The following is a 19,800-nucleotide window of genomic DNA, read 5'->3' on the forward strand; positions in this document are numbered from 1 at the left end:
GTGACAGCACGGTCCCGTTGATTTAGCCTTCCGGCAGCCCGGCAGCCGGGCCCAGTCTCATTCACCGGGGGTTCTTTATGTCCGTTTTCTGGCCGGGCGTCATTATCGGCTCACTCATTATCGCCGGGTGTGCTGTCGGCTATTCCCAGCGTGGCAGGCTGGTCAAGGCCATGAACGCGGGGATGGAGGGGTCATACGGTAAGCGGACCGCCGAAACGTTTACCGGGAACCTCGATGCAGCCAAGGCAAACCTCATCATTCCCTTGTTCGGGGGAATGGCACTGGGAGCCGTGATGGTTCTTCTGTCCCTCACCGGTGTCATAGGGAGCGACCCTGCGCCTGAAGGCCCGCCGTTGAATCCGGTGGTTATTGTGCTTGCACTGATTGGTTTCTGTTTCGGCATCCTGGCTTTTATTCACACGGTCACCCGGAGGGGCAGGAAACCGTCCCGCATGCTTACCGCCGGATCAGCAACGCTCGGCATGCTCTTCATCGTGGCCGCCGGGATCGTCTTCCACTTTTCCGCCAACTGACTACCGCGGGATGGCCCGACGGAAGGCGGGGTCATTCCCAGACCAGCCCGGAACTGCCGTAACGCTGCGGCGGCCGGCTGTAGTCATGCTGCCTCCCGTCCACGTGCAGGGGCGGCGGCACAAACGTCAGCTCGCCGTAAGCGCTTGGCGAGGTGCGGACTTCGGGATCCAATTCGCTCCGCTCGGTCCCCGGCGGCGGAGCAGGCAGCCGCATCAGCTCCAGCGCGGTGCGCGCCAGCGACAGGTGAGCAGCTCCGCTGATTCCCCGGTTCCGGGCACCCATGAGCGCCGCCGCGGCGGCTGCCACCCCGAGTCCGGTGGCATAGTCCAGGGCCTGGACCGGCAGCGCTCCGGGCCGCCACAAGTCCCCGTCCCAGCCGCCGTAGAGGGAGGCGATGCCGCTGGCAGCCTGCACGATGCTGTCGAACCCCCGCCGGCCCGCCCACGGCCCGGCATCACCCCAGGCGTCGAAGCTGACCACGCCCAGCCCCGGGAAATCCGCCCGCAGCGCTTCCGGTTCCAGTCCGAAGCGGGCCAGGGAGCCGCCCCGGTACCCCAGCAGCACGACGTCGGCCGCCTCGAAGAGCTCGCGGAACCGGCGGTAGGCGGCCGGGTCGGCGAAGTCGGCCACCGCGCTGCGCTTCGAGAAGCCGGTGTCAATGTGTTGCTCCACCAGCTCCGGGGTGGCGGGCGGGTCGATCCGCAGCACGTCGGCACCCAGGGCGCCCAGGATCCGGCTGCCCGACGGACCGGCGATCACCCGCGTCAGGTCCAGAACACGCAGGCCGTCCAGAACCCCGCCCGACCCGCCGCGCAGCGCTGCCCCGACGGCGCGCTTGGGAGCAGGACCCGGCTCCGTATCCACCCGAATCCACGGCTCGTTCTGCAGCGCCCGGCCCGCCGGGGACTCTGCCCACTCCTTCGGAGTGCGGACCCTGGCGGCCACTCCCCCATGCGCAGTCACCCGTTCCTCCACCTCGGGCGCGGAGAGACGAAGCAGCGCAGTATCGACGTCGTCCGGCGAGGCAACTCCCAGTCCCTTAAGCAGGGCACGTTCGTGATGCGGATAGTTGGCGTGCAGCCGGACCCATCCGTCGATGGTCCGGCGGAAACCCGACAGCGGGGCGAACCCGCCGACTGCCTGGCCGTCCACCCGCAGATGGGTATAGGAAGCAAAAGACACTGCGGCGCCCCGGGAGGTCAGTGCGATGTCCCGGCCCCTGCCTGCGGCGCCGGTCCCGGCGGCGAGCGCCGTCGCCAGCGCCTGCAGGGATCCGAGGGCCAGTCCTTCCACGTCCAGTACGCCCGCCCACCACCAGCGCGGCCCCGACCACGGCGCCGGTTCCGTGTCCGCCGGCAGCAGCGGGGCCAGGTCCTGCCAGAGGGGAGGTAGCCGGTCTGCGGCCGGGTGGGGCAACTGCGTTACCCGGCTTCGATCCAAACGTACTCAACATCGGCCATCGCACCGGTTGCGCCGCTCACCCGATCGGCCAGGTTCTCAACATCCGCGCCCAAGACAGTTACTGTTCCTCCGCTCGGCGGACCAGTTGGTGCGCACGCTCATCAGCCCGGCGCATGAACTCGTCCATATCAATCTCTCCCCGGGCATGCGCCACCAGATCCGCCACATCCTCGCGGTTCGGTTCCCATCCCGCATGCCAAGAGGAGGCGCAGGTTTGCCGGATGGAGTTTTTCCTCTCCTCGGTCAGGCCTTCAAATAATCCGGGCCACATCGAAACCACGTCCATACCCGGTCCTACAGGGACCGGGTCCGGACGTGGCGCAGCCGCCAGACGTGCCAGGACGTCCATCAGGTTCTCAACCACGTTTCCTCCATCTGCTTTCCGGACTTCATGCTTTCCGGACTTCGCTGCCGGGCGCGGGCCCGTTCCGTCCAAGAGTTTGTTTTCTATCAGTAAATTGCCGGCCGGGCCAGAGCCGTCCGAAGTCCGCCGGCTACCTCAAAGCCGCGGCGAAGCGGGCGGCCAGCGTCCCGAAGGCGGCTGCCAGTTCAGGCGGGCCAACCACCTCGAGTCCGGCGTCGAACCGGCCGAAGGAGGCCGCCAGTGCTGCCCACGACCAGGAGCCCGCCTCCAGCCGGCACCGGTCGGATCCAACCGCTTCAACGGTGCCGTCCCCGGCGAACGGAACGACGTCGGCCGCCGGCAAATGCAGGATCACGGCGCCGCGGCAGGGCCAGTCTTCAGCGGGACTCTTACCCGGTTCCGCTCCCCGGAACCGGGCGGAGACGAAGGCGTACACGCTGCCGCCGGGCAGATCCCGCTGCCGGAACCGGGCACCCGCCGGCGTCCGCGGCGTGATGCGGTCGGCACGGAAGATCCGCCAGTCGTTCCGGTCCAGGTCCCAGCCCACCAGGTACCAGCGTCCGCGCGAGGCCACCAGATGGTGCGGCTCCGCCCGGCGCGGCGGTGCGAAACCTGCGCCGTCATCGTGCCGGCCGTCCGCATAGTCAAAACGCAGCACCTGCCGGGACCGGACGGCGCCGGACAGAGCCAGCAGGAGTTCCGGCGACACCGATCCGGCTGTGCCGGAAAGTCTCGGCAGCGTAGTGAACTGCAGCGCGTCCAGGCGATGGCGCAGCCGGGAGGGCATGACCTGCCGGACCGTCGCCAGCGCCCGGGCCGCGGCCTCCTCGATCCCCGCTCCCGTCAGGGGTGCGGATTGCAGCGCCACGGCGAGCGCCAGCACCTGGTCCTCATCGAAAAGCAGCGGAGGCAGCTCGGCCCCTGCCTCCAGGCGGTAACCTCCGTCCGGGCCTTTCAGCGCGGAGATGCGGTACCCCATCTCCCGCAGCCGCTCGACGTCGCGGCGCACCGTGCGGGGGCTGGTATCGAGGCGGTCTGCAAGAGTCTGCCCCGGCCACCTCCGCGGCGTCTGCAGGAGGGAAAGCAGCTGAAGGAGCCGCGACGTCGTGGTGGTCATAGGGAAAAAGATAAGCGAAGTAGCGGCCAGAACTTGACCTCTACTGGGAGAAGAGTGGGTGTTACCGGGAAACGCCCGGGCTATCCAGAAGGAGCAATCCATGTCTGTCACCACCACTCCGCATCTGAACTTCCGCGGCGATGCCCGGGCCGCCCTGGAGTTTTACCACTCGGTCTTCGGCGGTTCACTCGTCGTTGTCACCAACGAGGACGCCTACAGCGTCGAGCTCCCGGAGGAGGCGGGCCAGGTCAAGTTCGGGCAAGTCACCAGCGAGAACGGGTTCTCGATCATGGCCTACGACGTCCCCGCCGGTGTGTCCTATGACCAGGGCGAGAAGTCCTCCTTCGTTTCGGTCCGCGGCGACTCGGCGGAGGAGATCGCCGACCTCTGGGGGCGGCTTTCCGCCGGCTCCACCGTGCTGCAGGATCTGGCGCCCTCGGCCTTCTCCCCCGCCTACGGAATGGTGCAGGACCGCTTCGGCGTCACGTGGGTGCTTGACGTCGCCGTCGCCTATGACCGCGCCGGCTGACCCCCTGCCCGGTACACGGCGGGCACGCACCGATGTCCGGGACGTGCCCGCCGCGGCGCGGGTCCGGGAGTGCCGGAGACCGGCTAGTCTCAGAGGCATACACCCGGCGGTTCCCCCGCCGGCACTCTAAGCATGGGAGCGTTATGGCCTCGGACGTACTGGTAGTCATCGGCATGGGCGGCATGGGGCAGGCGGTTATGCGCCGGTCCGGCGCGGGACGGAAGATCCTGCTGGCCGACTTCAACGAGGACCTGCTCGAAAGTGTGCACGCCGCGGCACTGGGCGAAGGCTACGACGTCGTCTCCCAGCAGGTGGACGTCTCCTCGCGGCAGTCGGTGGCCGCGCTGGCCGCAACCGCCCGTGAGTTGGGAACCGTAACCGGCGTCGTCCACACCGCCGGGCTCTCCCCCGTCCAGGCGCCGGTGGAGGCCATCTGGAAGGTGGATCTCTTCGGTGTCGCCGTGGTGCTGGAGGAGTTCGAAAAGGTCATCGCCCCGGGCGGCGCCGGCGTCGTTATTTCCAGCATGTCCGCGTACATGGCCGGCGGCCAGATGCCCGCCGACGTGCTGGCCAGCCTGGCCACCGTCCCTGCGGACGATCTGCTGCTGATTCCGTTTATTGCCGGCATCGACCACCCCGGACACGCCTACAGCGTGGCCAAGCGCGCCAACCAGGTCCGCGTCCAGACCGCCAGCCTGCGCTGGGGTGCCCGCGGGGCACGCGTGAACAGCATCAGCCCCGGCGTCATTTCCACCCCAATGGGCCAGCAGGAGCTCTCCGGCGAATCCGGCGCGCAAATGCGCGCCATGATCGAGGCGTCCGGGACCAAGCGCCTCGGCACCGCCTTCGACATCGCCAATGCCACGGCCTTCCTGCTCAGCCAGGATGCCAGCTTCATGACCGGCGCGGACCTGCTGGTCGACGGCGGCGCAGTGGCCGCCGTCGATACCGGCCAGCGCAGCCAGGTCACCGGCTAGGAAGGGAAAGTTCCGCACCTTCAGGAACGGATGCGGATTCACTGATTGCCGGGGCGTCGGTGGTGTGATCGAATCTGGGACATGTTGTACGCAACCTCCGCAGACGGCACCCGCATCGCCTTCGACCAGGTGGGCCACGGCACCCCGGTAGTCATTGTCGGCGGCGCCTTTTCAACCGCCGACGCCGGCGCCCCGCTGGCCGACGCGCTGAAGGCCGCAGGCTTTCAGGCCGTGACCGTGGACCGCCGTGCCCGCGGGGAAAGCAGCGACACCTCCCCCTACTCCCCGCAGCGGGAGGTGGAGGACCTAGCAGCGGTCCTGAACGCCGTCGGCGGCGAGGCGGCGGTCCTCGGACATTCTTCGGGCGCGATGCTAGCGTTGCTGGCCGCAGCCGAAGGAGCGCCGATCAGCCACCTGTTCCTTTCCGAACCGCCGTTCCTCTTCGGCGAGGGGGAACCGTCCGCTGATCTTCCGGACCGGCTCCAGTCCCTCGTCGACGCCGACAAGCCCACCGAGGCCGTCACCACCTTCCAGCGTGAAGGCATCGGCCTGCCGGAACCGATGATTGAACAGATCCGGACCAGTCCGTTCTTCCCGGCGCTCCTTCCGCTGGCCCAGTCCGCTGTCTACGACGCGCGCCTTTCACAGGCCGTATCAACCCCGACGGCGGCGATGGCTGAGGTCTCGGTGCCCGTCACGATTCTGCGCGGAACCACCACGTACCCGGTGATCATGGACGCCACTGAGAAGCTGGCCCGGCTCATGCCCCATGCCGTCCTGGTGACAGTGCCGGAGTCCCACGACCACTCCCCTGACGCATCCGGCACAGTCCGCGAAATCCGCCGCCGCATACCGGTGCAGTGACGGACAATCCGGGCGGGGAACTGACCCCCTATCTGGTACTCCTGCGCGGCATCAACGTCGGCGGGCGGAACAAGGTCCCCATGCAGCCGCTGAGGGAGCATTTGGAGGACCTCGGGTATCAGCAGGTCTCCACCTATATCGCCAGCGGCAATGTTCTCCTCGCGTCAAACGACGACGCCGCCTCGATCGGCAGCCGGATCGAGGCCGCACTCACCGAGCATTTCGAACTCGACGACGAACTCGTCAAGGTGCTGGTGCTGAGCCGCGCGCAGCTGCAGTCCGTCGTCGAGCACCGGCCCGAGAACTTCGGTGAGCGGCCCGACCTCTACCACTCCGACGCGATCTTCCTCATGGGCATCGATGCCGACACCGCGATGGGCGCGTTCCGGCCGCGGGAAGGCATCGACGGGATCTGGGCCGGCGAGGGCGTGATCTATTCGCAGCGGCTCAGCGCCGAGCTGACCAAGAGCCGGCTGAGCACCATCGCGGCCTCCCCGCTGTACAAGTCGATGACGATCCGCAGCTGGAAGACCACCCGGAAGCTGTGGGACCTGCTGCCCGGGTGATGCGTCGGTGTTAGGGTCCTGCCATGTCCGAACCCCTGCCGTCCGAAAACACCTTTGACCATCTGCGGAGCGATGACGGCGAGCACGTGGGGTACATCCATATGACCGACGACGGCGCTTTCATACCGTATGACTTGCTGCACCGCCGCTGCGCTGAGGCCGGTGACCTTGATGCCGCGGAATCCCTGCTCGACGAGCTGGGGCTTCGGATGTTCATGGAGCAGTGGTGGCTCGACGCCGACGGACAGCAGATCCCCGTGCTGATCCAGGAAGTGCACAGGGACCGGGTGCTGGTGGCTCCGACAGCTGAGGGCGCGATTGCCAAGGCAGCCGATATGACCGCTGTCGTCGAGTTGGTGCTGCCCACCGACCGGCTGCATTCGCGTTAGCCCTACCGGATTCGTTCGTGCGACGCTGGTGGGATGGATTTAGTGGTGTCGCCCGCGCTCACGATTCCCGCGGCTGAACTCGAGTGGCGGTTCTCCCGTTCGTCCGGCCCTGGCGGCCAGCACGTCAACACCTCGGACAGCCGCGTCGCCCTCTCCTGGAACGTAGCCGGTTCTACGGTGCTGTCGGACCAGCAACGTCTGCTGCTGCTGCAGCAGCTGAAACGCAGCCTGGTGGCTGGAGTGCTGACTGTGACGGCCTCCGAGCAACGTTCCCAGCTTCGCAATCGGGAAACAGCCCTGGCCAAGCTCGCCGCCCTCGTGGCAGGTGGACTCGCGCCCGGACCTCCCCCGCGCCGCAGGACCAAAGCCACCCGGGGCTCGAACTACCGCCGCCTCGACGCCAAGAAACAACGGGCTGCCACGAAGCGGCAACGGCAGCGGCCTCCGGCTGATTAAGTCCACCAGGGCTTGGGCCCGAGGGCTGCTGCCCACGGATGGGCCGACTCCGGGTTAGCCCGGCGTCGTCGGCGTTCCGTACTGGGGTGTCTCCGGTATCTCCCCGGAAGCCGGCGTCCTGAGCTGCTCGTTTTCGGAAGTCCACCGCCTCAAATCGACAACAACGAGGTCCAGGAAATCATCCACCTCGTCCTGGTCTAAGCCCGGCCGAAACTGAGACACAGTGAACCTCTGATTCACTACCTGTTCCGGCGTGATTATGGGACTGGTAACCGGGACCGGCTGCCGGAGAATATCGGCCTTTTGCAGCTGCTCACGTTCTTTTTCGAGCCTCCGAAGTTCCAGGACAACTGTTTTCAGCAGTTCAGTGACCTGCTCCGAGTCATAGCCCTGCCTGATTTTCCTTGGCATGAAGCGCTTTTCGGCAACTTCGTCAGCAGTGATGGGAGGCTTCTTTGTCCCGTTGGATTTGCGGATTATCACAAGGATCAAAGCCAGCAGCGCTGCCAGCCCAATAAGAATTTCCAAAACGCTGACACTTCACTTCCGTTTATTGGAATCAATCAGAATCGATCAGAACCATAGTGGCAGTAACTATAAATCACAATCGACTCCTGAACAGCCCGTAGTTCCCCAACTACATTGGCTCACCGCCGACGAAGTGCGGTCAGAGACGCATAAGCCGATCGCTCACCGTACGGAGGTGAGAAGCGTTCGTGACCAGAGATCCTGATGGCGCTGTGCATACTGGGTTGCAGCCCGCCAATGATCCCCGTGGCCCTCCACGTACATCGAGCCCCATGGTTCGCGGCCTGAGTCATGGGACGACTTCAGAAGCTGATACATAGCCGCGGCACGCTGATGCATTGCCTCTGGCAATTGTTTGCGCAGAGACTCATCCGCGCCATATCCATCGACAAAGGCTTTAAGATTTTGGGCAGCATCCTTTGGCTCCTGCTTGGTGTTGGAGAGCGTGAAGGCTTGCGCGGCGTAGGCGAGGTCCCACAACCGCGTACTCGGCGCGGCAGCATCCCAATCAATGAACGCCCATCGATCACCAATAATGAGATTCCAGGGCGCAAGGTCATTGTGGCAAATCAGCTCGTCGCCCGGTGATGGGATAGCAACGATCCAACAAGCATCCTCAGGAGGTCTAAACGTCTCGCTGGCGTCATGAATCGCGCGGACCATTGCTCCGACACGGTGAAGCTCGGCATGCGTCAGCGGATCCATTTCAATTGCAAGTTGCCCAGGAATGAATTCGATAACCTGCCGGCCCTGCTCATCCTCACCTATGACCGCCGGCACATCGACCCCAGCCTCCCGAACAGCTGTCATGAACTCGAAGACGCTCGGAGTCGACTCCGTCCACGGCTTCCGGACCGTTGATCCAACACGGACCACACCGTCACTGACATTGCCGCCTTCGAGTATCTGCTCGTCATCCATCAGACGATGCTAACTCCACCCGTAAGCCGATCCTGTATCGCGATACTTCCTAGGTGATTTTCCGATTCAGACGGCTCCTTCTGCGTCTTTGCTGTCCGAGTGAGTGGGTGTGGCACGGTTCTGGAGAGTCCTGAGGACTTTCTGAACGGCTGTTCGGTGCAGGCTTTCGGGGCGGCAGAGGATGTCGACATGTCTGCTGAGGTGTACATCGCGGAGTGGTTTGAGGACTATGCGGCTGCCGGGTTGAGGTGCTGCGGTGTAGCGGGGCATGAGCGCAACGGCGGGACTGTTCGCAATAATCGCGGCGGCGACAAAGAACTCGTTGATCCGGTGCGTGATGTTCAGGGATTTCCCTGCATGCACGGCGATGCTGTGCAGAGCTGATACCAAGGGAAATCCATCCTGAACAGACACCCATTCCTCATCGATGAGCTCCGCGACACCGACGGTGGATTGACCGGCCAGAGGATGTTGATCCGACATTGCGACGTCTAAGGGTTCACGGACTAGGGGTAGCACAGTCAGGGACGACGGCCAGGGCGCGCTGTGCTCGAGGCGGTGAGCGATCACGAGGTCATAGTCAGCTGCGAGGGCGGGAAAGGCATCTTGCCCTACGTCCCGGTCGTGACAAACAACGCGGGGATTCCCCTCACCAGCAAGGTCTCCCAGAAGCGGGCCGAAGTAAGTCAGTCCGGCGCTGTTGAATGCGCAGATCCTCACTGTCGCGGTCGGATCCTGCACGTACCGGCTCACGGCCTGCTCCGCGGAGCTCATCGCCACGCTGATCTGGGTGGCGGCTTCGGCTAATGCCTGCCCGGCTCCGGTGAGGACCAGGTTTCGACCTCGGCGTTCTGTCAGGGGCACCTCGACCCGGCGCTGTAACGCGGTGAGCTGCTGGGACACAGCAGACGGTGAAACGTGGAATGCCCGCGCCACGGCAGCCAGACTTCCGCGTTCTCCCAGCTCCCTGAGCATTCGCAATTGATTCACATCCATAAGTGAACGCTAAACCATCACTTCAGAAACTGCCCTCTCGTCTAATTGATAAGGACCGGCGACACTCGAAAAGTGCCATCTTTCCTTTCACCCCCAGCCTCACCGAACTCCTTCGCCCGGCGTTTACGACAGGGCTGGCACGGTCGTGTCCTCTCCTTACTCGCTTCACGACGTGTCGATGTCCTTCTCCTGCTGGTCGCCGTGGTGTGGGGTAGCAGCTACCTGGCAGCGAAAACTCTCACCGACACCGTCGGCGTCACCGTAATTCTCTCCCTGCGGTTCCTCATCACGACCGCTGCGCTGGTTGTAATCGCGCTCATATGGAACCGGCGCAAGGCGGGACTGCGTGAGAGTGCCATCGGCGTCGTACTCGGCCTCACTCAGGCGGCCGTACTGATCCTGGAAACCCACGGGATCGCCGGCACCAGTGCCACGAATGCCGGCTTGATCATCAGCCTCGTCGTCGTTTTCACCCCAGTCGCCGAGAGCATCGCCTTTCGGGTGAAGCTACCGCGCATGGTGCTCGGCGCCGGCGTGATCGCCGTCGTCGGTGTGTGTCTGCTCGTTTCCGAAGATGGGCTCGCTACCCCGACTCCTGGCGACACACTGATGCTCGCCTCCGCGATCGTCCGTGCAGTCCACGTCACCGCTGTCTCCGGCCTTACCCGAGGACGGGCCTACAGCCCGCTGACTCTGACTCTGGTGCAAAGCGCCGTCTGCGCCGTCGTCTACACCGCCGCAGACCATACCGGCGTCCTTGCCGCCATCAGAACCTTCCACCCGACACAGTGGCTCGGCGTCTTCTACCTGGGCCTGGCCTGCAGCGTCTTCGCGTTCCTCGTCCAAACCTGGGCCATCCAGCAGACCTCTGCTTCACGAGCCAGCCTCCTCATGGGCACCGAACCCATCTGGGCAGTCCTCATCGGACTCACCATCGGACAGGACACCCTCGCCCTGCTCGGGCTCCTCGGCGCCGCACTCATCATCACCGGCACCTACCTCGGGCTACGAGCCGAAACCCGCCACCGAAACCAACAAGAACCGACACTCCCGGGCGCAAGCCACGCCCCGTCGTTGCCGGCCCGTAAGTCGATCCTTCGATGGGGCACAGGTTCGAGATTTAGAGGTGCTTCATTTTCGTGGTCACTATTTCGTAACCCATCGATTCGTAGAGCCCTCGGGCGCCGTGGTTGAATCCGAAGACGCTTAGTCCAGGAAGTGTGGGCGCCTTGGGAAGCACAGGCGTGCACGAATACGATCCTTTCCGTGCACGCCATCTGTCCGTGGTGCGTGTTCCGTTGTGAACCGCAACGGTAGGTGCATGGTTCACAGTGGAGCACAAAGTCAGGTTAGGTCCAGGACCATCCTGCCGCCGGACGGCCGCGGCCCGCGGCGACTGCCTCGCTGGACTTGAACAGGGCCGGGTTCCGGGCCAGCATCCGGCCCAGATTGGATGAATCGGGTTCGCTGCGGCCCGCGGCGGCAGCGAGACTCCGGATGATCCTGGCCGCCTGCGCGGTGGTGAAGTGCTTTCCCAGCAGTGCCTTCGTCAGCGGCTGGTCCACCCAGAGGGCATCCAGCACGGTGCCGGTAGTGCGGCGGATGATGGTGTCGTGGTCGAACGGCAGTCCGGAGACCTGCCCCACCGGCGTGACCTTGGCCCTCGTTTCATCGAGCCGGGCGTCCGGCTGCAGGACGGCGGTGTGGACAATCGAGATGGTCGGCCCGCGCGGATCACGGTCCGGATTGTCGTACACGCCCGCCGTGCCGATGTGTTCCACCTGGCCCTCCCCTACTCCGGTCTTGGCCGTCAATGCCCGCAGTGCGGCCTCGGCCAGCCGTTCGGAGGGAAGCAGGAGGACACCGGGGAGCGCCTGGACACCGGCAAACGGTTCGTTGGCCCGCTCCGCGGTCACCACGCACAGCCCCCCGTCCCTTCCGATGAAGGGCACGGTATCGATCGAGACGAGGGGCTGCTGCCGTTCAATGCTCATGAGGAAATGTTACCGAGCACTGTCCGCACGTCGGCGAAGGACTGGCGGCGGAGGAACTCGCCGTTGGCCCAGACCGGCTGCAGCAGGGAGGCTTCTTCCTGCTCGGGGGTGGCCTTCTCGATGAGGGCCAGCTCGCCGTCGTCGTTCCGTGTCACGGCCAGGCGGCCGGTGGCTGAGCGCTTGGACCCGAAGCCCTTGGCCGTGATCGGATCCTTGAAGACGTTGCGCCCTTCGCCGTTGACCTCGATGTAGGTGACCTTGACGGCGGAGGAGAACGTGTCCCGGGTGACGTACTGGTAGGTGAACGAGCCGGCGCCCAACACTACGTTCTCGGCTGCGTAGCCCGCCTTCTCCAAACGATCGGTGATGTCGGCGGCGCGTTCCGGCGTGATCGAGTCCCCGTACATCACGCGCACTTTGTTCAGGACCTTGTAGCCGGCCTGGTTGCGGGCGGAGCCGAACTCTGCGTCGAGGATGGCGACGACGCCGAAGAAGGCAGGGTCGTCGGTCATGGCCGGCACCGCGGCTGGAACGACGGCGCCGGGCCGGGTGGAGGTTCCGCAGACAATGTCGGCGGGATCCCCGGAGTCGGGACGGATGACGACGTTGCCGTCGCGGGACGTGATGATGTCCTTAAGCCCCGGCAGGATGTTCTGCAGCACGTGCCACAGATCGTAGCCGTCGGAAACCAGCGAGATGTTGCCGCTGGAATTGACCTCCAGGATGTGGCGGAAGGTCTCGGCTTCTCCGTCCTGGCCGCCGGCGCACATGACCGCATGCTCGCTGGCGGGGATGGAACCGAGGATCTGGCCGTTGTCGGCCCCGAAGGAGGAGTTGTAATAGCGGCGGATGAAGTCCGCCGAGCCGAGGGAGTCCGATCCCTTGAAGGACAGCAGGTGGCCGGCGCCGGAGGCGGCAGCGGCTTCGACGCCGGGCATTCCGCGGAAGGAGAAGTCGTGGAGCTGCCAGTCCACGAACGCGGCGTCCGTGCCGGTCTTTTCGGCAGCGGCATCGAGGATGCCGCGGTACTTGTCGGCGATGGTCGCTGCGGTGGAGGGCTGCCAGATGGACGCGCTCAGCGCCGTCTCGATGTAGTTGACCAGCCAGAAGAACTCCGGTTCGGTGGACTCAACAGTGACGGACGGGACCCGCAGGGGTACCCGGGTTCCTTCGGGAACGGCGCGGAAGATCAGCGGCAGGTAGCCGCGGCGGTGCAGGGCCCGGATGTGGCTGGTGCCTACGGTATTGGGGCCGAGGATGTCATTGAGGCCGGCCTGGTACTCGGCCACGGCCTCGTCTTCGTCTGCGGCGAAGAACGGAGCGAAGGCCTCGATGCAGAACTTCTGCAGGAAGGCCTGCAGTCCGAAGTGCACCACGTGGTCCACGCCCTCGAGGCGGGAGCCGCGGTTGGTGAAGTTGGAGAGGACCTTCGTGGTGCCCTGCGGGTACATGTGGATGTGGCCGAGCTTGTACGCGTCCGTCTGGAAGAGGGCGGCCGTGATGCTGGCAGTGGTCAGTGCGGTGGCGGGTGCTGTTGTGGTCATGGCGGCGTCCTTAGATGAGGTGGGAAATCAGGGGCGTGATGGAAGCGGCAACGTCCGGGTTGGCGGCGCCGGGATGTGAATCGGTGGTGTAGATGGAGCCGTAGGCCTGCCGCAGCTGGGCCGCCTTGCCGGAGAAGACTCCGTGGCTGACCCACAGGTCCAGGCGGTCCGGCCCGAGTCCGGTGGCGGCGGCCAGGCCCATGAAGGTTCCGCCGCCGTCGCAGATGTCGTCGACAACCAGGAAGCGGCCTTCGGCGGGCAGCTCCTCGCAGGTGAAGGAGGAGAGCTTGCCGGTGGCAAAGTCGCGGTGCTTCTCGGCGGAATAGAGCGGAAGTCCGAGCGCTGCGGCGGTTCGGGCGGTGCGTTCCTTCGCTCCGGCGTCCGGGCAGATGACCCCGGCATACTCCCCCGCCTTGTTCCGCAGGACCTGGGCGATCACGGCGGAGGAATCCACAACGCGCAGGTTGCGCACCAGCGCCGGCATGACGGGCGAGTGCGGATCGAAGCAGACCACTTCGTCGGCGTTCATGGCGTTGATGAGGTTGGCGTAGACCTTGGCGCCGAAGGGGTTGCCCCGGTCCTGGCGCGCTCCGGGCAGGTACGGGATGAGGGCCTGGACCTTATGGCCGCCCTGGTGGGCGTAGTCGATCCACATGGCCGCGCTCATATACTCGTTTGCGTCGGCACCGGTGAGGTAGAGGTAAAGCGGCGTCTCATTCGGACTGCCGTCGACTTTGAGGTGGGCCTCCCCGGCCGGGAAGGACATCGGCGTAGCGGCCGAATGGACGGTGTATCCCTGCGGGACTGTGGCGTATGCGGTGAACATGCTGCCAGCCTACACAAGTTTTTCGTCAATGGAAGTTTATTTCCTGAATAAACTTCATATTACGACTAATGACAGGGCGGCGGGCTAGCCCGGCACGCTGATATACCGGCCTCCCAGCTCCTGGGCGAGAGCGGCGATTTCCTCGGGGCCAGGCGCCTGCCCCTCACGGCCCGGCAGGACCAGCACGTGCCAGTTGCTGCCCTCGGCGAAGTACGCAGGTCCGTTTTCAGCGCCGTGAAGCAGGTCCGAGGCCTTGGACCGGTCCGCCTCGTTGTCATAGCGGACTATTTCGACCGTGTCCGTACACATCCGGTACTCTGCGGTGGAGCCGTCGATGTGCACGGTCACCGGTTCGGCAGTGGTGCCGGGGTCGCAGCCCAGGACCCCGGCAACGGCGTCGTACGCTTCGTGAATCGAGGCGAAGGACGGGACCCGCTCTTCCACCCGAAGGTCGATCGAAATCGCCGTCGTGCGGTCCGACATCTTTCGCTGCACCAGCAGTGACCAGCACCCGGGCTCGTCGAACTCATAGACGGCGTCCCATCCCTCCCCCGGTTTGTCCGGCCCTTGCCCCATCGAAGTGACCGGCTTCTTGAACACCTCGACCCGGTTTCCCTGCGGATCGGCAAGCCACGTATCGAATGTGCCGGTGCCGGTCACCCGCCAGGCAATCTCCACCGGCGATCCGGTGGAGAACGGAACCGAGGCGTCGGCCGTGTCCACTAAGCCCCAGGCCTGAAAGTCCGGGGCGTCGCTCAGGTCCAGCACCCTGTCCTCGCCGAGGACCACGGTGTCCCGGCAGGCCGCTTTCGAGACTTCCGCGCCGTCGTTCGACGCCGGCTGCTCGTCCGCGCTCGACGAGCCGGCGGCCGTGCAGGCGGACAGCAGCAGCACCGCCGCCGCTGCGGCTGTGAGTCCCTTTACGTTGCGCATTGGCGCCCACCCCGTCGTGTTTGGTGGGGACATCATGACACAGGGCAGCAGATCACGCGCCGATGTCCCTCCGGGTGAGCGCGAAGGCCGCAAGCAGCACCAGCAGCGCACTTGTTCCGTACAGTGCGCCGAGCCCGGCCCAGTCGGCCCCGTTGCTGAGCGGGCCGGCGCCGAAGGCCCAGTGATAGGGCGTCCAGGCGTGGAGGTAGTCCAGGTCAGGGTTCTGGTTGGCCACCGCGTTGAGGGCGTACCCGCCGACGGCGACCGCAACGGCCGCAGCGAGCGCCCAGACACGGCGGCCGGTGATGGCTCCCGCTGCCAGGGCGATGGACGCGGTCAGGAGTGCCAGTCCGATGAGCGCCGCGCACCCGGCCCAGACATGGGAAGGAACGAGTCCGAGTTGTGCTGGGCGGTTGAAAACCAGCACGGCCAGGCCGGTGAAAAGGCCGAGCAGCAGCAGGCGGGCAGCAATGGCGGCGCTGCGCTCCAGGACGAGCTGGACCCGGCCGACTGCATGCGCCAGGACGAGTTCCAAGGCCCCGCTCTCTTCGTCGCCGGCAATGGCCCGGGTTCCCCAGGAAACGGCGGCGATGGTGAAAAGGGCGAACCCGATGAGGCCGAAGAACGTCGACTGGGTGTATCCGGCGCCGGTGGTCAGCTCGTCATAGCCCAGTGCGGAAATGAGTTCGGGCGGCAGGCTCTGCAGGAGATCCTGGAAATCCTGGCCGGCCAGGGACGGATACAGGGGCAGGTACAGGCTCAGGACAGCCAGGATGCCCGCCGCCCATCCCAGAAGCGGACGCCATGACCCGGCAAGCGAACGGGTGAACAAGGGGAGGCGACTCATTCGCCCGCACCGCCGTCGGCCGGTCCGGCAGTGTTCTCCGGCCCGTAGAACCGCAGCACGGCCTCCTCGAGGTCGGGCTCCTGCACCACCAGGTCCAGGAGGTGGTATCCCGCCAGAGCCGTGATCAGGTCCGGCATGTCCCCCTCGAACCGGGCAGAGATTGAGGCTGCGTCCCCGGACCCCGGGTCGGCGGGCACCTGCAGCAGCTCAAATCCAGGCACCCGCCGAAGGCGTTCAACCAAGGCAGGTGCCTCTGCCGCAGCAATTCCAATCCGCACCCGGCGGCCGGCCGAAGCCCGGATGGCCGCGGTGCCGGCGGCGGATATCACTGTCCCTGACCGGAGGATGGCCACAGTGTCAGCGGCCTCCTCGATCTCGCTGAGAACGTGCGAACTAAGCAGTACCGTCTGGCCGTTGCTGCTCGCCTCCCTCACCAGCGCCAGAAACTCCTGCTGGATCAGCGGATCCAGTCCGCTGGTCGGTTCGTCCAAAATGAGCAGCGGGGGTTGGTGCATGAATGCCTGAATGAGTCCCAGTTTCTGCCGGTTTCCCTTGGACAGGGCACGCGCCGGGCGGCCGAGGTCCAGATCGAGCCGCTCCGCCAGCGCCGGAACGGTTCCCGGATCCACGGGTCCACTGATGCGCGAGAAAAAGCGGAGAAGTTCCCGTCCGCTGACTCTGTCCGCGACGGCCAGTTCTCCCGGCAGGAACCCGATTCGCCGGCGCAGGGCCGGGCCGCCGCTGCGGGGATCAACGCCGAGGACGGTTACCTCCCCGGAGCTGGGCCGCAGCAGGTCCAGCAGCAGGCGCATAAGCGTGGTCTTACCGGCACCGTTGGGACCGATGATCCCGAAGACACTTCCGGCGGGAACCTCTAAATCGATGCCTTTCAGCGCTTCAACGCGGCCGAAGTACTTCTGCAGCCCCCGGGTGCGGACAGCGGTTGAGGCAGAGCCAGTACCCATGGGGTCAGGCTACGCGCCTGCCGCGGGTGCCGGATAGGCGGCGGTGCCGGACGCCGGAGCGGGCCAGGATACGTCCGCCGGAGGATCCTCCCCCACCAGCCCGTCCACGGATTCACGAATCAGATCGGCATGACCGGTATGCCGGGCATATTCCTCGATCAGGTCGATCAGCATGCGGCGCAGGCTGCCGGCCTGACCCTCGATGGCGGGCAGCAGCTGGTCGAGTCCGCCGTCGTCGAGTGCGGCGGCAAGGCGTTTCCGGGAGCGCCCGACGGCGCCGCTCCACAGGGCGTAGAGGTCCTCCGGACTGTCGTCTGCGGCGGTGCGCCAGTCCCAGTCCGGATCGCTCTGCCAGTCCACGGCATTCCACGGGGCTCCCGGGTCCTGACCTTTCAACCGCCAGGCGAAGTAGGTATCTTCCACACCCGCCAGGTGCTTGAGCAGACCGCCGAGGGTAATCGCTGAGGCGCCGACGGTCCTGGTGAGCGCTTCAGCATCAAGGCCGCCTGTTTTCCAGGCAAAGGTGGCACGCTGCCGGTCCAGGGACCCCAGCAGGGTTTCTGTTTCCGTTCCCGCCAGCGGGGGTTCGATTTTGCGCGTGAGTTCTTTTTCGGTCATGACGCGGAAGGCTACGCGGGAGGGGGCACCACCGTCCACGGGTACAGTAACTGCGGTTTACCTCCAGTAGCGATCGACACACTCCATGGGATCGCCTCCGTTGCCGGATGTACCCAAGTACCCCAGCATGAGAGCGGCTCGCCTTTCCTCTGCAACAGGGTGTGACGATCCCGCCTGAGCAGAAGCGATCGCATTGAGTGCAGCAACGGCCTCATCGACGTCACCGGGCTCAAGCATTCCCTCGTAGTATGCCGTTGTCATCCAGACACCGGCGAAACAGTCGGCGATTGCCTCCTTGTTGGAACCGGTAAAAGCGGGGACCTGCCCCGGATAGAAACGTTCCCACTGGATACTCAGTTCGTCCTGCACACTATGCCCATATTCATGGGCGACTATAACGGCCGCCGCGAAGTCACCCACCCGCATACTTGTCCTGCCCAGAACGTCCCCCTTCCACATGCGCTGCATGGTCGTGACAGGAAATATTACTGTTCCATTATCGGAACCGTTGGCCACGTTATAGGGATCCCTGGAGCAGTAGTAGGCATTTGGATGATCATGCGGCACCACAGTGGAACCGCAGTTCATAACGTAGGCAGGGTCCGTCTCATAGACCACTTTGAAATAGACCACTGGTTCGGCGAAGTTGTTCTCGGTAAACCATTGGGTCCACTTTTTGTGCAGGTCTTCGAGGATCCACTCCACATATTCCTTGACCGTGTAGGAGTATGTGTTGGTTGTAACTTTGCTCTGCGGAGGGGCGGCGCCCTGTGGTGCCTCATTCAAAGGCTCCAGGCAGGATTCGTCTACCCGATCCGCGCACTGATTTGCGGAGAAGATTTCGGGCACCGCTGTCGCAGACGGTGAGGGGGAACTCGGCTCAGAGCCCGGTTGTTCAGCCGGAATACTGGTTTGCGTCTGAGCTGTCGCAGACGGTGAGGGGGAACTCGGTTCAGAGCCCGGTTGTTCAGCCGGAATACTGGTTTGCGACTCACCTGTTGCAGAGGTGGTTTCCGACGTTGGATCACCCTCTTTGGGCAGCAAGGAGCAGCCACTGGCGAACAATGCGCCAACGGTGAGCAGCCCCAGAAGGCAGCGGTTAAAGTGCTGATGCATGTTGGTCGTCCTTCGCATCGGGAATGAACGAGTGGTCCTGCAATGCCGCTGCGGTGTCAACCTGCACCGTGCAACGGGGCTTCCGGCTTGCGCCGACGCATATCCATCCCCCGAGGCGGATTTTAGTCCGCGGTCAGAAGCCGCTGCGAGGTCGAAAGCCGGTTTCGGCTGCCGAAAGCCCCGGAAACCGGAGACGCGCATAAAAAAACCCGCTGCCCTAACGCGGGCAGCGGGTTTTTCATTGCTCAGAAAGCTCCGAGCCTTGGAACTAGAAGTCCCAGTCGTCGTCTTCCGTGTTCACGGCCTTGCCGATCACGTAGGACGAGCCGGAGCCGGAGAAGAAGTCGTGGTTCTCGTCGGCATTCGGCGACAGGGCCGAAAGGATCGCCGGGTTCACGTCCGTCAGGGTGGACGGGAACATGGCCTCGTAGCCCAGGTTCATCAGCGCCTTGTTGGCGTTGTAGTGCAGGAACTTCTTGACGTCCTCGGCCAGGCCGACGCCGTCGTACAGGTCATGCGTGTACTGGACTTCGTTTTCGTACAGCTCGAAGAGCAGCTCGTACGTGTAGTCCTTCAGTTCCTCGCGGCGTTCCACGGGAACGGTCTCCAGGCCGCGCTGGTACTTGTAGCCGATGTAGTAGCCGTGCACGGCCTCGTCACGGATGATCAGGCGGATCAGGTCGGCCGTGTTTGTGAGCTTGGCCCGCGAAGACCAGTACATCGGCAGGTAGAAGCCCGAGTAGAAGAGGAAGGACTCCAGCAGGGTGGAAGCCACCTTGCGCTTCAGGGGATCATCGCCGCGGTAGTAATCGGTGATGATCTGCGCCTTCTTCTGCAGATGCGGGTTCTCCGTGGACCAGCGGAACGCCTCGTCAATCTCCTTGGTGGAAGCCAGGGTGGAGAAGATCGAGGAGTAGCTCTTGGCGTGCACGGACTCCATGAACGCAATGTTCGTGTAGACCGCTTCCTCGTGCGGGGTCAGCGCATCGGGGATCAGCGAGACGGCGCCGATGGTGGCCTGCATGGTGTCCAGCAGGGTCAGGCCGGTGAACACGCGCATGGTGAGCTGCTGCTCATCCGGAGTCAGCGTGGCCCAGGACTGGACGTCGTTGGACAGCGGCACCTTCTCCGGCAGCCAGAAGTTGTTGACCAGACGGTTCCAGACCTCAACGTCCTTCTCATCCTGGATCCGGTTCCAGTTGATCGCCTCGACGCCGTCGATCAGCTTCAGCTTCTCGGTCATGAGTAATTCCTT

General features: G+C 64.8%; 23 protein-coding genes. 8 read left to right on the forward strand and 15 right to left on the reverse strand.

Translation table 11 applies throughout. The features are described from left to right. The first annotated feature begins 77 nt into the window (after window positions 1-77). Window positions 78-533: a hypothetical protein gene (locus tag N2K95_RS09630; RefSeq protein ID WP_260651393.1), complete on the forward strand. Its 456-nt coding sequence runs from the start codon at window positions 78-80 to the stop codon at window positions 531-533. 31 nt (window positions 534-564) lie between these two features. On the opposite strand, the gene N2K95_RS09635 is transcribed toward N2K95_RS09630, so the two are convergent. The 3 genes from N2K95_RS09635 to N2K95_RS09645 form a co-directional block, all read right to left on the reverse strand. Beyond that, entirely contained in the window at window positions 565-1,950 is a 1,386-nt protein-coding gene (locus N2K95_RS09635; RefSeq protein WP_260651394.1) for a CoA transferase, read from the reverse strand. 103 nt (window positions 1,951-2,053) lie between these two features. Beyond that, window positions 2,054-2,359 (reverse strand): antitoxin VbhA family protein, encoded by a 306-nt coding sequence (locus N2K95_RS09640; RefSeq protein ID WP_260651395.1) that lies wholly within the window; start codon window positions 2,357-2,359, stop codon window positions 2,054-2,056. 130 nt (window positions 2,360-2,489) lie between these two features. Continuing rightward, window positions 2,490-3,476: a helix-turn-helix transcriptional regulator gene (locus N2K95_RS09645; protein ID WP_260651396.1), complete on the reverse strand. Its 987-nt coding sequence runs from the start codon at window positions 3,474-3,476 to the stop codon at window positions 2,490-2,492. 100 nt (window positions 3,477-3,576) lie between these two features. On the opposite strand from N2K95_RS09645, the gene N2K95_RS09650 reads away from it, so the two are divergent. From N2K95_RS09650 to arfB, 6 genes are all read left to right on the forward strand, one after another. Next, window positions 3,577-4,005 (forward strand): VOC family protein, encoded by a 429-nt coding sequence (locus N2K95_RS09650; RefSeq protein WP_260651397.1) that lies wholly within the window; start codon window positions 3,577-3,579, stop codon window positions 4,003-4,005. Window positions 4,006-4,148: 143 nt separating this feature from the next. Further along, window positions 4,149-4,982, forward strand: coding sequence for an SDR family oxidoreductase (locus tag N2K95_RS09655; protein ID WP_260651398.1), 834 nt, complete (start codon window positions 4,149-4,151; stop codon window positions 4,980-4,982). Window positions 4,983-5,063: 81 nt separating this feature from the next. Then, on the forward strand, window positions 5,064-5,846 hold the full coding sequence (locus N2K95_RS09660) for an alpha/beta fold hydrolase (RefSeq protein WP_260651399.1): 783 nt from the start codon (window positions 5,064-5,066) through the stop codon (window positions 5,844-5,846). Then, complete coding sequence (locus N2K95_RS09665; protein WP_260651400.1) at window positions 5,843-6,412, forward strand: DUF1697 domain-containing protein; 570 nt, start codon at window positions 5,843-5,845, stop codon at window positions 6,410-6,412. The genes N2K95_RS09660 and N2K95_RS09665 overlap by 4 nt, the downstream gene beginning before the upstream one ends. A 23-nt stretch (window positions 6,413-6,435) precedes the next feature. After that, window positions 6,436-6,801 (forward strand): serine/threonine protein phosphatase, encoded by a 366-nt coding sequence (locus N2K95_RS09670; RefSeq protein ID WP_260651401.1) that lies wholly within the window; start codon window positions 6,436-6,438, stop codon window positions 6,799-6,801. 33 nt (window positions 6,802-6,834) lie between these two features. Next, window positions 6,835-7,257 carry an alternative ribosome rescue aminoacyl-tRNA hydrolase ArfB gene (gene arfB / locus N2K95_RS09675; protein ID WP_255791777.1) on the forward strand — a complete coding sequence of 141 codons (423 nt, stop codon included), beginning with the start codon at window positions 6,835-6,837 and terminating at the stop codon, window positions 7,255-7,257. A 54-nt stretch (window positions 7,258-7,311) separates the two neighbouring features. Here the strand turns inward: arfB and N2K95_RS16320 are convergent, their stop codons facing one another. From N2K95_RS16320 to N2K95_RS09690, 3 genes are all read right to left on the reverse strand, one after another. Beyond that, window positions 7,312-7,785, reverse strand: coding sequence for a DivIVA domain-containing protein (locus N2K95_RS16320; protein WP_407080075.1), 474 nt, complete (start codon window positions 7,783-7,785; stop codon window positions 7,312-7,314). Window positions 7,786-7,947: 162 nt separating this feature from the next. Next, window positions 7,948-8,706 (reverse strand): phosphotransferase, encoded by a 759-nt coding sequence (locus N2K95_RS09685; protein ID WP_260651402.1) that lies wholly within the window; start codon window positions 8,704-8,706, stop codon window positions 7,948-7,950. Between the two features lie 66 nt (window positions 8,707-8,772). Then, on the reverse strand, window positions 8,773-9,702 hold the full coding sequence (locus N2K95_RS09690; protein ID WP_260651403.1) for a LysR family transcriptional regulator: 930 nt from the start codon (window positions 9,700-9,702) through the stop codon (window positions 8,773-8,775). Window positions 9,703-9,774: 72 nt separating this feature from the next. Between N2K95_RS09690 and N2K95_RS09695 the strand changes: the two genes are divergently transcribed. After that, entirely contained in the window at window positions 9,775-10,896 is a 1,122-nt protein-coding gene (locus N2K95_RS09695; protein WP_260651404.1) for a DMT family transporter, read from the forward strand. Window positions 10,897-11,051: 155 nt separating this feature from the next. On the opposite strand, the gene N2K95_RS09700 is transcribed toward N2K95_RS09695, so the two are convergent. From N2K95_RS09700 to nrdF, 9 genes are all read right to left on the reverse strand, one after another. Further along, the gene (locus N2K95_RS09700; RefSeq protein WP_260651405.1) at window positions 11,052-11,696 is read right to left on the reverse strand and encodes an NUDIX domain-containing protein; all 645 of its coding nucleotides are present in this window, start codon (window positions 11,694-11,696) and stop codon (window positions 11,052-11,054) included. Then, window positions 11,693-13,240 carry a nicotinate phosphoribosyltransferase gene (locus N2K95_RS09705; RefSeq protein WP_260651406.1) on the reverse strand — a complete coding sequence of 516 codons (1,548 nt, stop codon included), beginning with the start codon at window positions 13,238-13,240 and terminating at the stop codon, window positions 11,693-11,695. Before N2K95_RS09705 ends, N2K95_RS09700 begins: the two co-directional genes overlap by 4 nt. Before the next feature lie 10 nt (window positions 13,241-13,250). Beyond that, window positions 13,251-14,066 carry a ribose-phosphate diphosphokinase gene (locus N2K95_RS09710; RefSeq protein ID WP_260651407.1) on the reverse strand — a complete coding sequence of 272 codons (816 nt, stop codon included), beginning with the start codon at window positions 14,064-14,066 and terminating at the stop codon, window positions 13,251-13,253. A gap of 84 nt (window positions 14,067-14,150) precedes the next feature. Continuing rightward, a complete protein-coding gene (locus N2K95_RS09715) occupies window positions 14,151-14,999 on the reverse strand; it encodes a hypothetical protein (protein WP_260651408.1) in 849 nt (282 codons plus the stop codon). Between the two features lie 52 nt (window positions 15,000-15,051). Beyond that, window positions 15,052-15,846: an ABC transporter permease gene (locus N2K95_RS09720; RefSeq protein ID WP_260651409.1), complete on the reverse strand. Its 795-nt coding sequence runs from the start codon at window positions 15,844-15,846 to the stop codon at window positions 15,052-15,054. Continuing rightward, a complete protein-coding gene (locus N2K95_RS09725) occupies window positions 15,843-16,811 on the reverse strand; it encodes an ABC transporter ATP-binding protein (protein ID WP_260651410.1) in 969 nt (322 codons plus the stop codon). Before N2K95_RS09725 ends, N2K95_RS09720 begins: the two co-directional genes overlap by 4 nt. 9 nt (window positions 16,812-16,820) lie before the next feature. Then, entirely contained in the window at window positions 16,821-17,429 is a 609-nt protein-coding gene (locus N2K95_RS09730; protein ID WP_260651411.1) for a DinB family protein, read from the reverse strand. A 57-nt stretch (window positions 17,430-17,486) separates the two neighbouring features. Next, complete coding sequence (locus N2K95_RS09735; RefSeq protein WP_260651412.1) at window positions 17,487-18,545, reverse strand: neutral zinc metallopeptidase; 1,059 nt, start codon at window positions 18,543-18,545, stop codon at window positions 17,487-17,489. Between the two features lie 268 nt (window positions 18,546-18,813). Continuing rightward, window positions 18,814-19,788, reverse strand: a complete 975-nt coding sequence (nrdF, locus tag N2K95_RS09740; RefSeq protein ID WP_255791747.1) for a class 1b ribonucleoside-diphosphate reductase subunit beta — start codon at window positions 19,786-19,788, stop codon at window positions 18,814-18,816. Window positions 19,789-19,800 lie beyond the last annotated feature (12 nt).

Source organism: Arthrobacter zhaoxinii, from assembly GCF_025244925.1.
In the GTDB taxonomy this organism is placed as follows: Bacteria; Actinomycetota; Actinomycetes; order Actinomycetales; family Micrococcaceae; genus Arthrobacter_B; species Arthrobacter_B zhaoxinii.

Bases quoted from the DNA above. Each gene is read 5' to 3' on its own strand.
- arfB (WP_255791777.1), top strand. From the start codon at position 6,835: ATGGATTTAGTGGTGTCGCCCGCGCTCACGATTCCCGCGGCTGAACTC.
- N2K95_RS09685 (WP_260651402.1), bottom strand. From the start codon at position 8,706: ATGGATGACGAGCAGATACTCGAAGGCGGCAATGTCAGTGACGGTGTG.
- N2K95_RS09715 (WP_260651408.1), bottom strand. From the start codon at position 14,999: ATGCGCAACGTAAAGGGACTCACAGCCGCAGCGGCGGCGGTGCTGCTG.
- N2K95_RS09730 (WP_260651411.1), bottom strand. From the start codon at position 17,429: ATGACCGAAAAAGAACTCACGCGCAAAATCGAACCCCCGCTGGCGGGA.
- N2K95_RS09645 (WP_260651396.1), bottom strand. From the start codon at position 3,476: ATGACCACCACGACGTCGCGGCTCCTTCAGCTGCTTTCCCTCCTGCAG.
- N2K95_RS09630 (WP_260651393.1), top strand. From the start codon at position 78: ATGTCCGTTTTCTGGCCGGGCGTCATTATCGGCTCACTCATTATCGCC.
- N2K95_RS09650 (WP_260651397.1), top strand. From the start codon at position 3,577: ATGTCTGTCACCACCACTCCGCATCTGAACTTCCGCGGCGATGCCCGG.
- N2K95_RS09660 (WP_260651399.1), top strand. From the start codon at position 5,064: ATGTTGTACGCAACCTCCGCAGACGGCACCCGCATCGCCTTCGACCAG.
- N2K95_RS09725 (WP_260651410.1), bottom strand. From the start codon at position 16,811: ATGGGTACTGGCTCTGCCTCAACCGCTGTCCGCACCCGGGGGCTGCAG.
- N2K95_RS09705 (WP_260651406.1), bottom strand. From the start codon at position 13,240: ATGACCACAACAGCACCCGCCACCGCACTGACCACTGCCAGCATCACG.
- N2K95_RS09655 (WP_260651398.1), top strand. From the start codon at position 4,149: ATGGCCTCGGACGTACTGGTAGTCATCGGCATGGGCGGCATGGGGCAG.
- N2K95_RS09700 (WP_260651405.1), bottom strand. From the start codon at position 11,696: ATGAGCATTGAACGGCAGCAGCCCCTCGTCTCGATCGATACCGTGCCC.
- N2K95_RS09720 (WP_260651409.1), bottom strand. From the start codon at position 15,846: ATGAGTCGCCTCCCCTTGTTCACCCGTTCGCTTGCCGGGTCATGGCGT.
- N2K95_RS09690 (WP_260651403.1), bottom strand. From the start codon at position 9,702: ATGGATGTGAATCAATTGCGAATGCTCAGGGAGCTGGGAGAACGCGGA.
- N2K95_RS09710 (WP_260651407.1), bottom strand. From the start codon at position 14,066: ATGTTCACCGCATACGCCACAGTCCCGCAGGGATACACCGTCCATTCG.
- nrdF (WP_255791747.1), bottom strand. From the start codon at position 19,788: ATGACCGAGAAGCTGAAGCTGATCGACGGCGTCGAGGCGATCAACTGG.
- N2K95_RS09735 (WP_260651412.1), bottom strand. From the start codon at position 18,545: ATGCATCAGCACTTTAACCGCTGCCTTCTGGGGCTGCTCACCGTTGGC.
- N2K95_RS09670 (WP_260651401.1), top strand. From the start codon at position 6,436: ATGTCCGAACCCCTGCCGTCCGAAAACACCTTTGACCATCTGCGGAGC.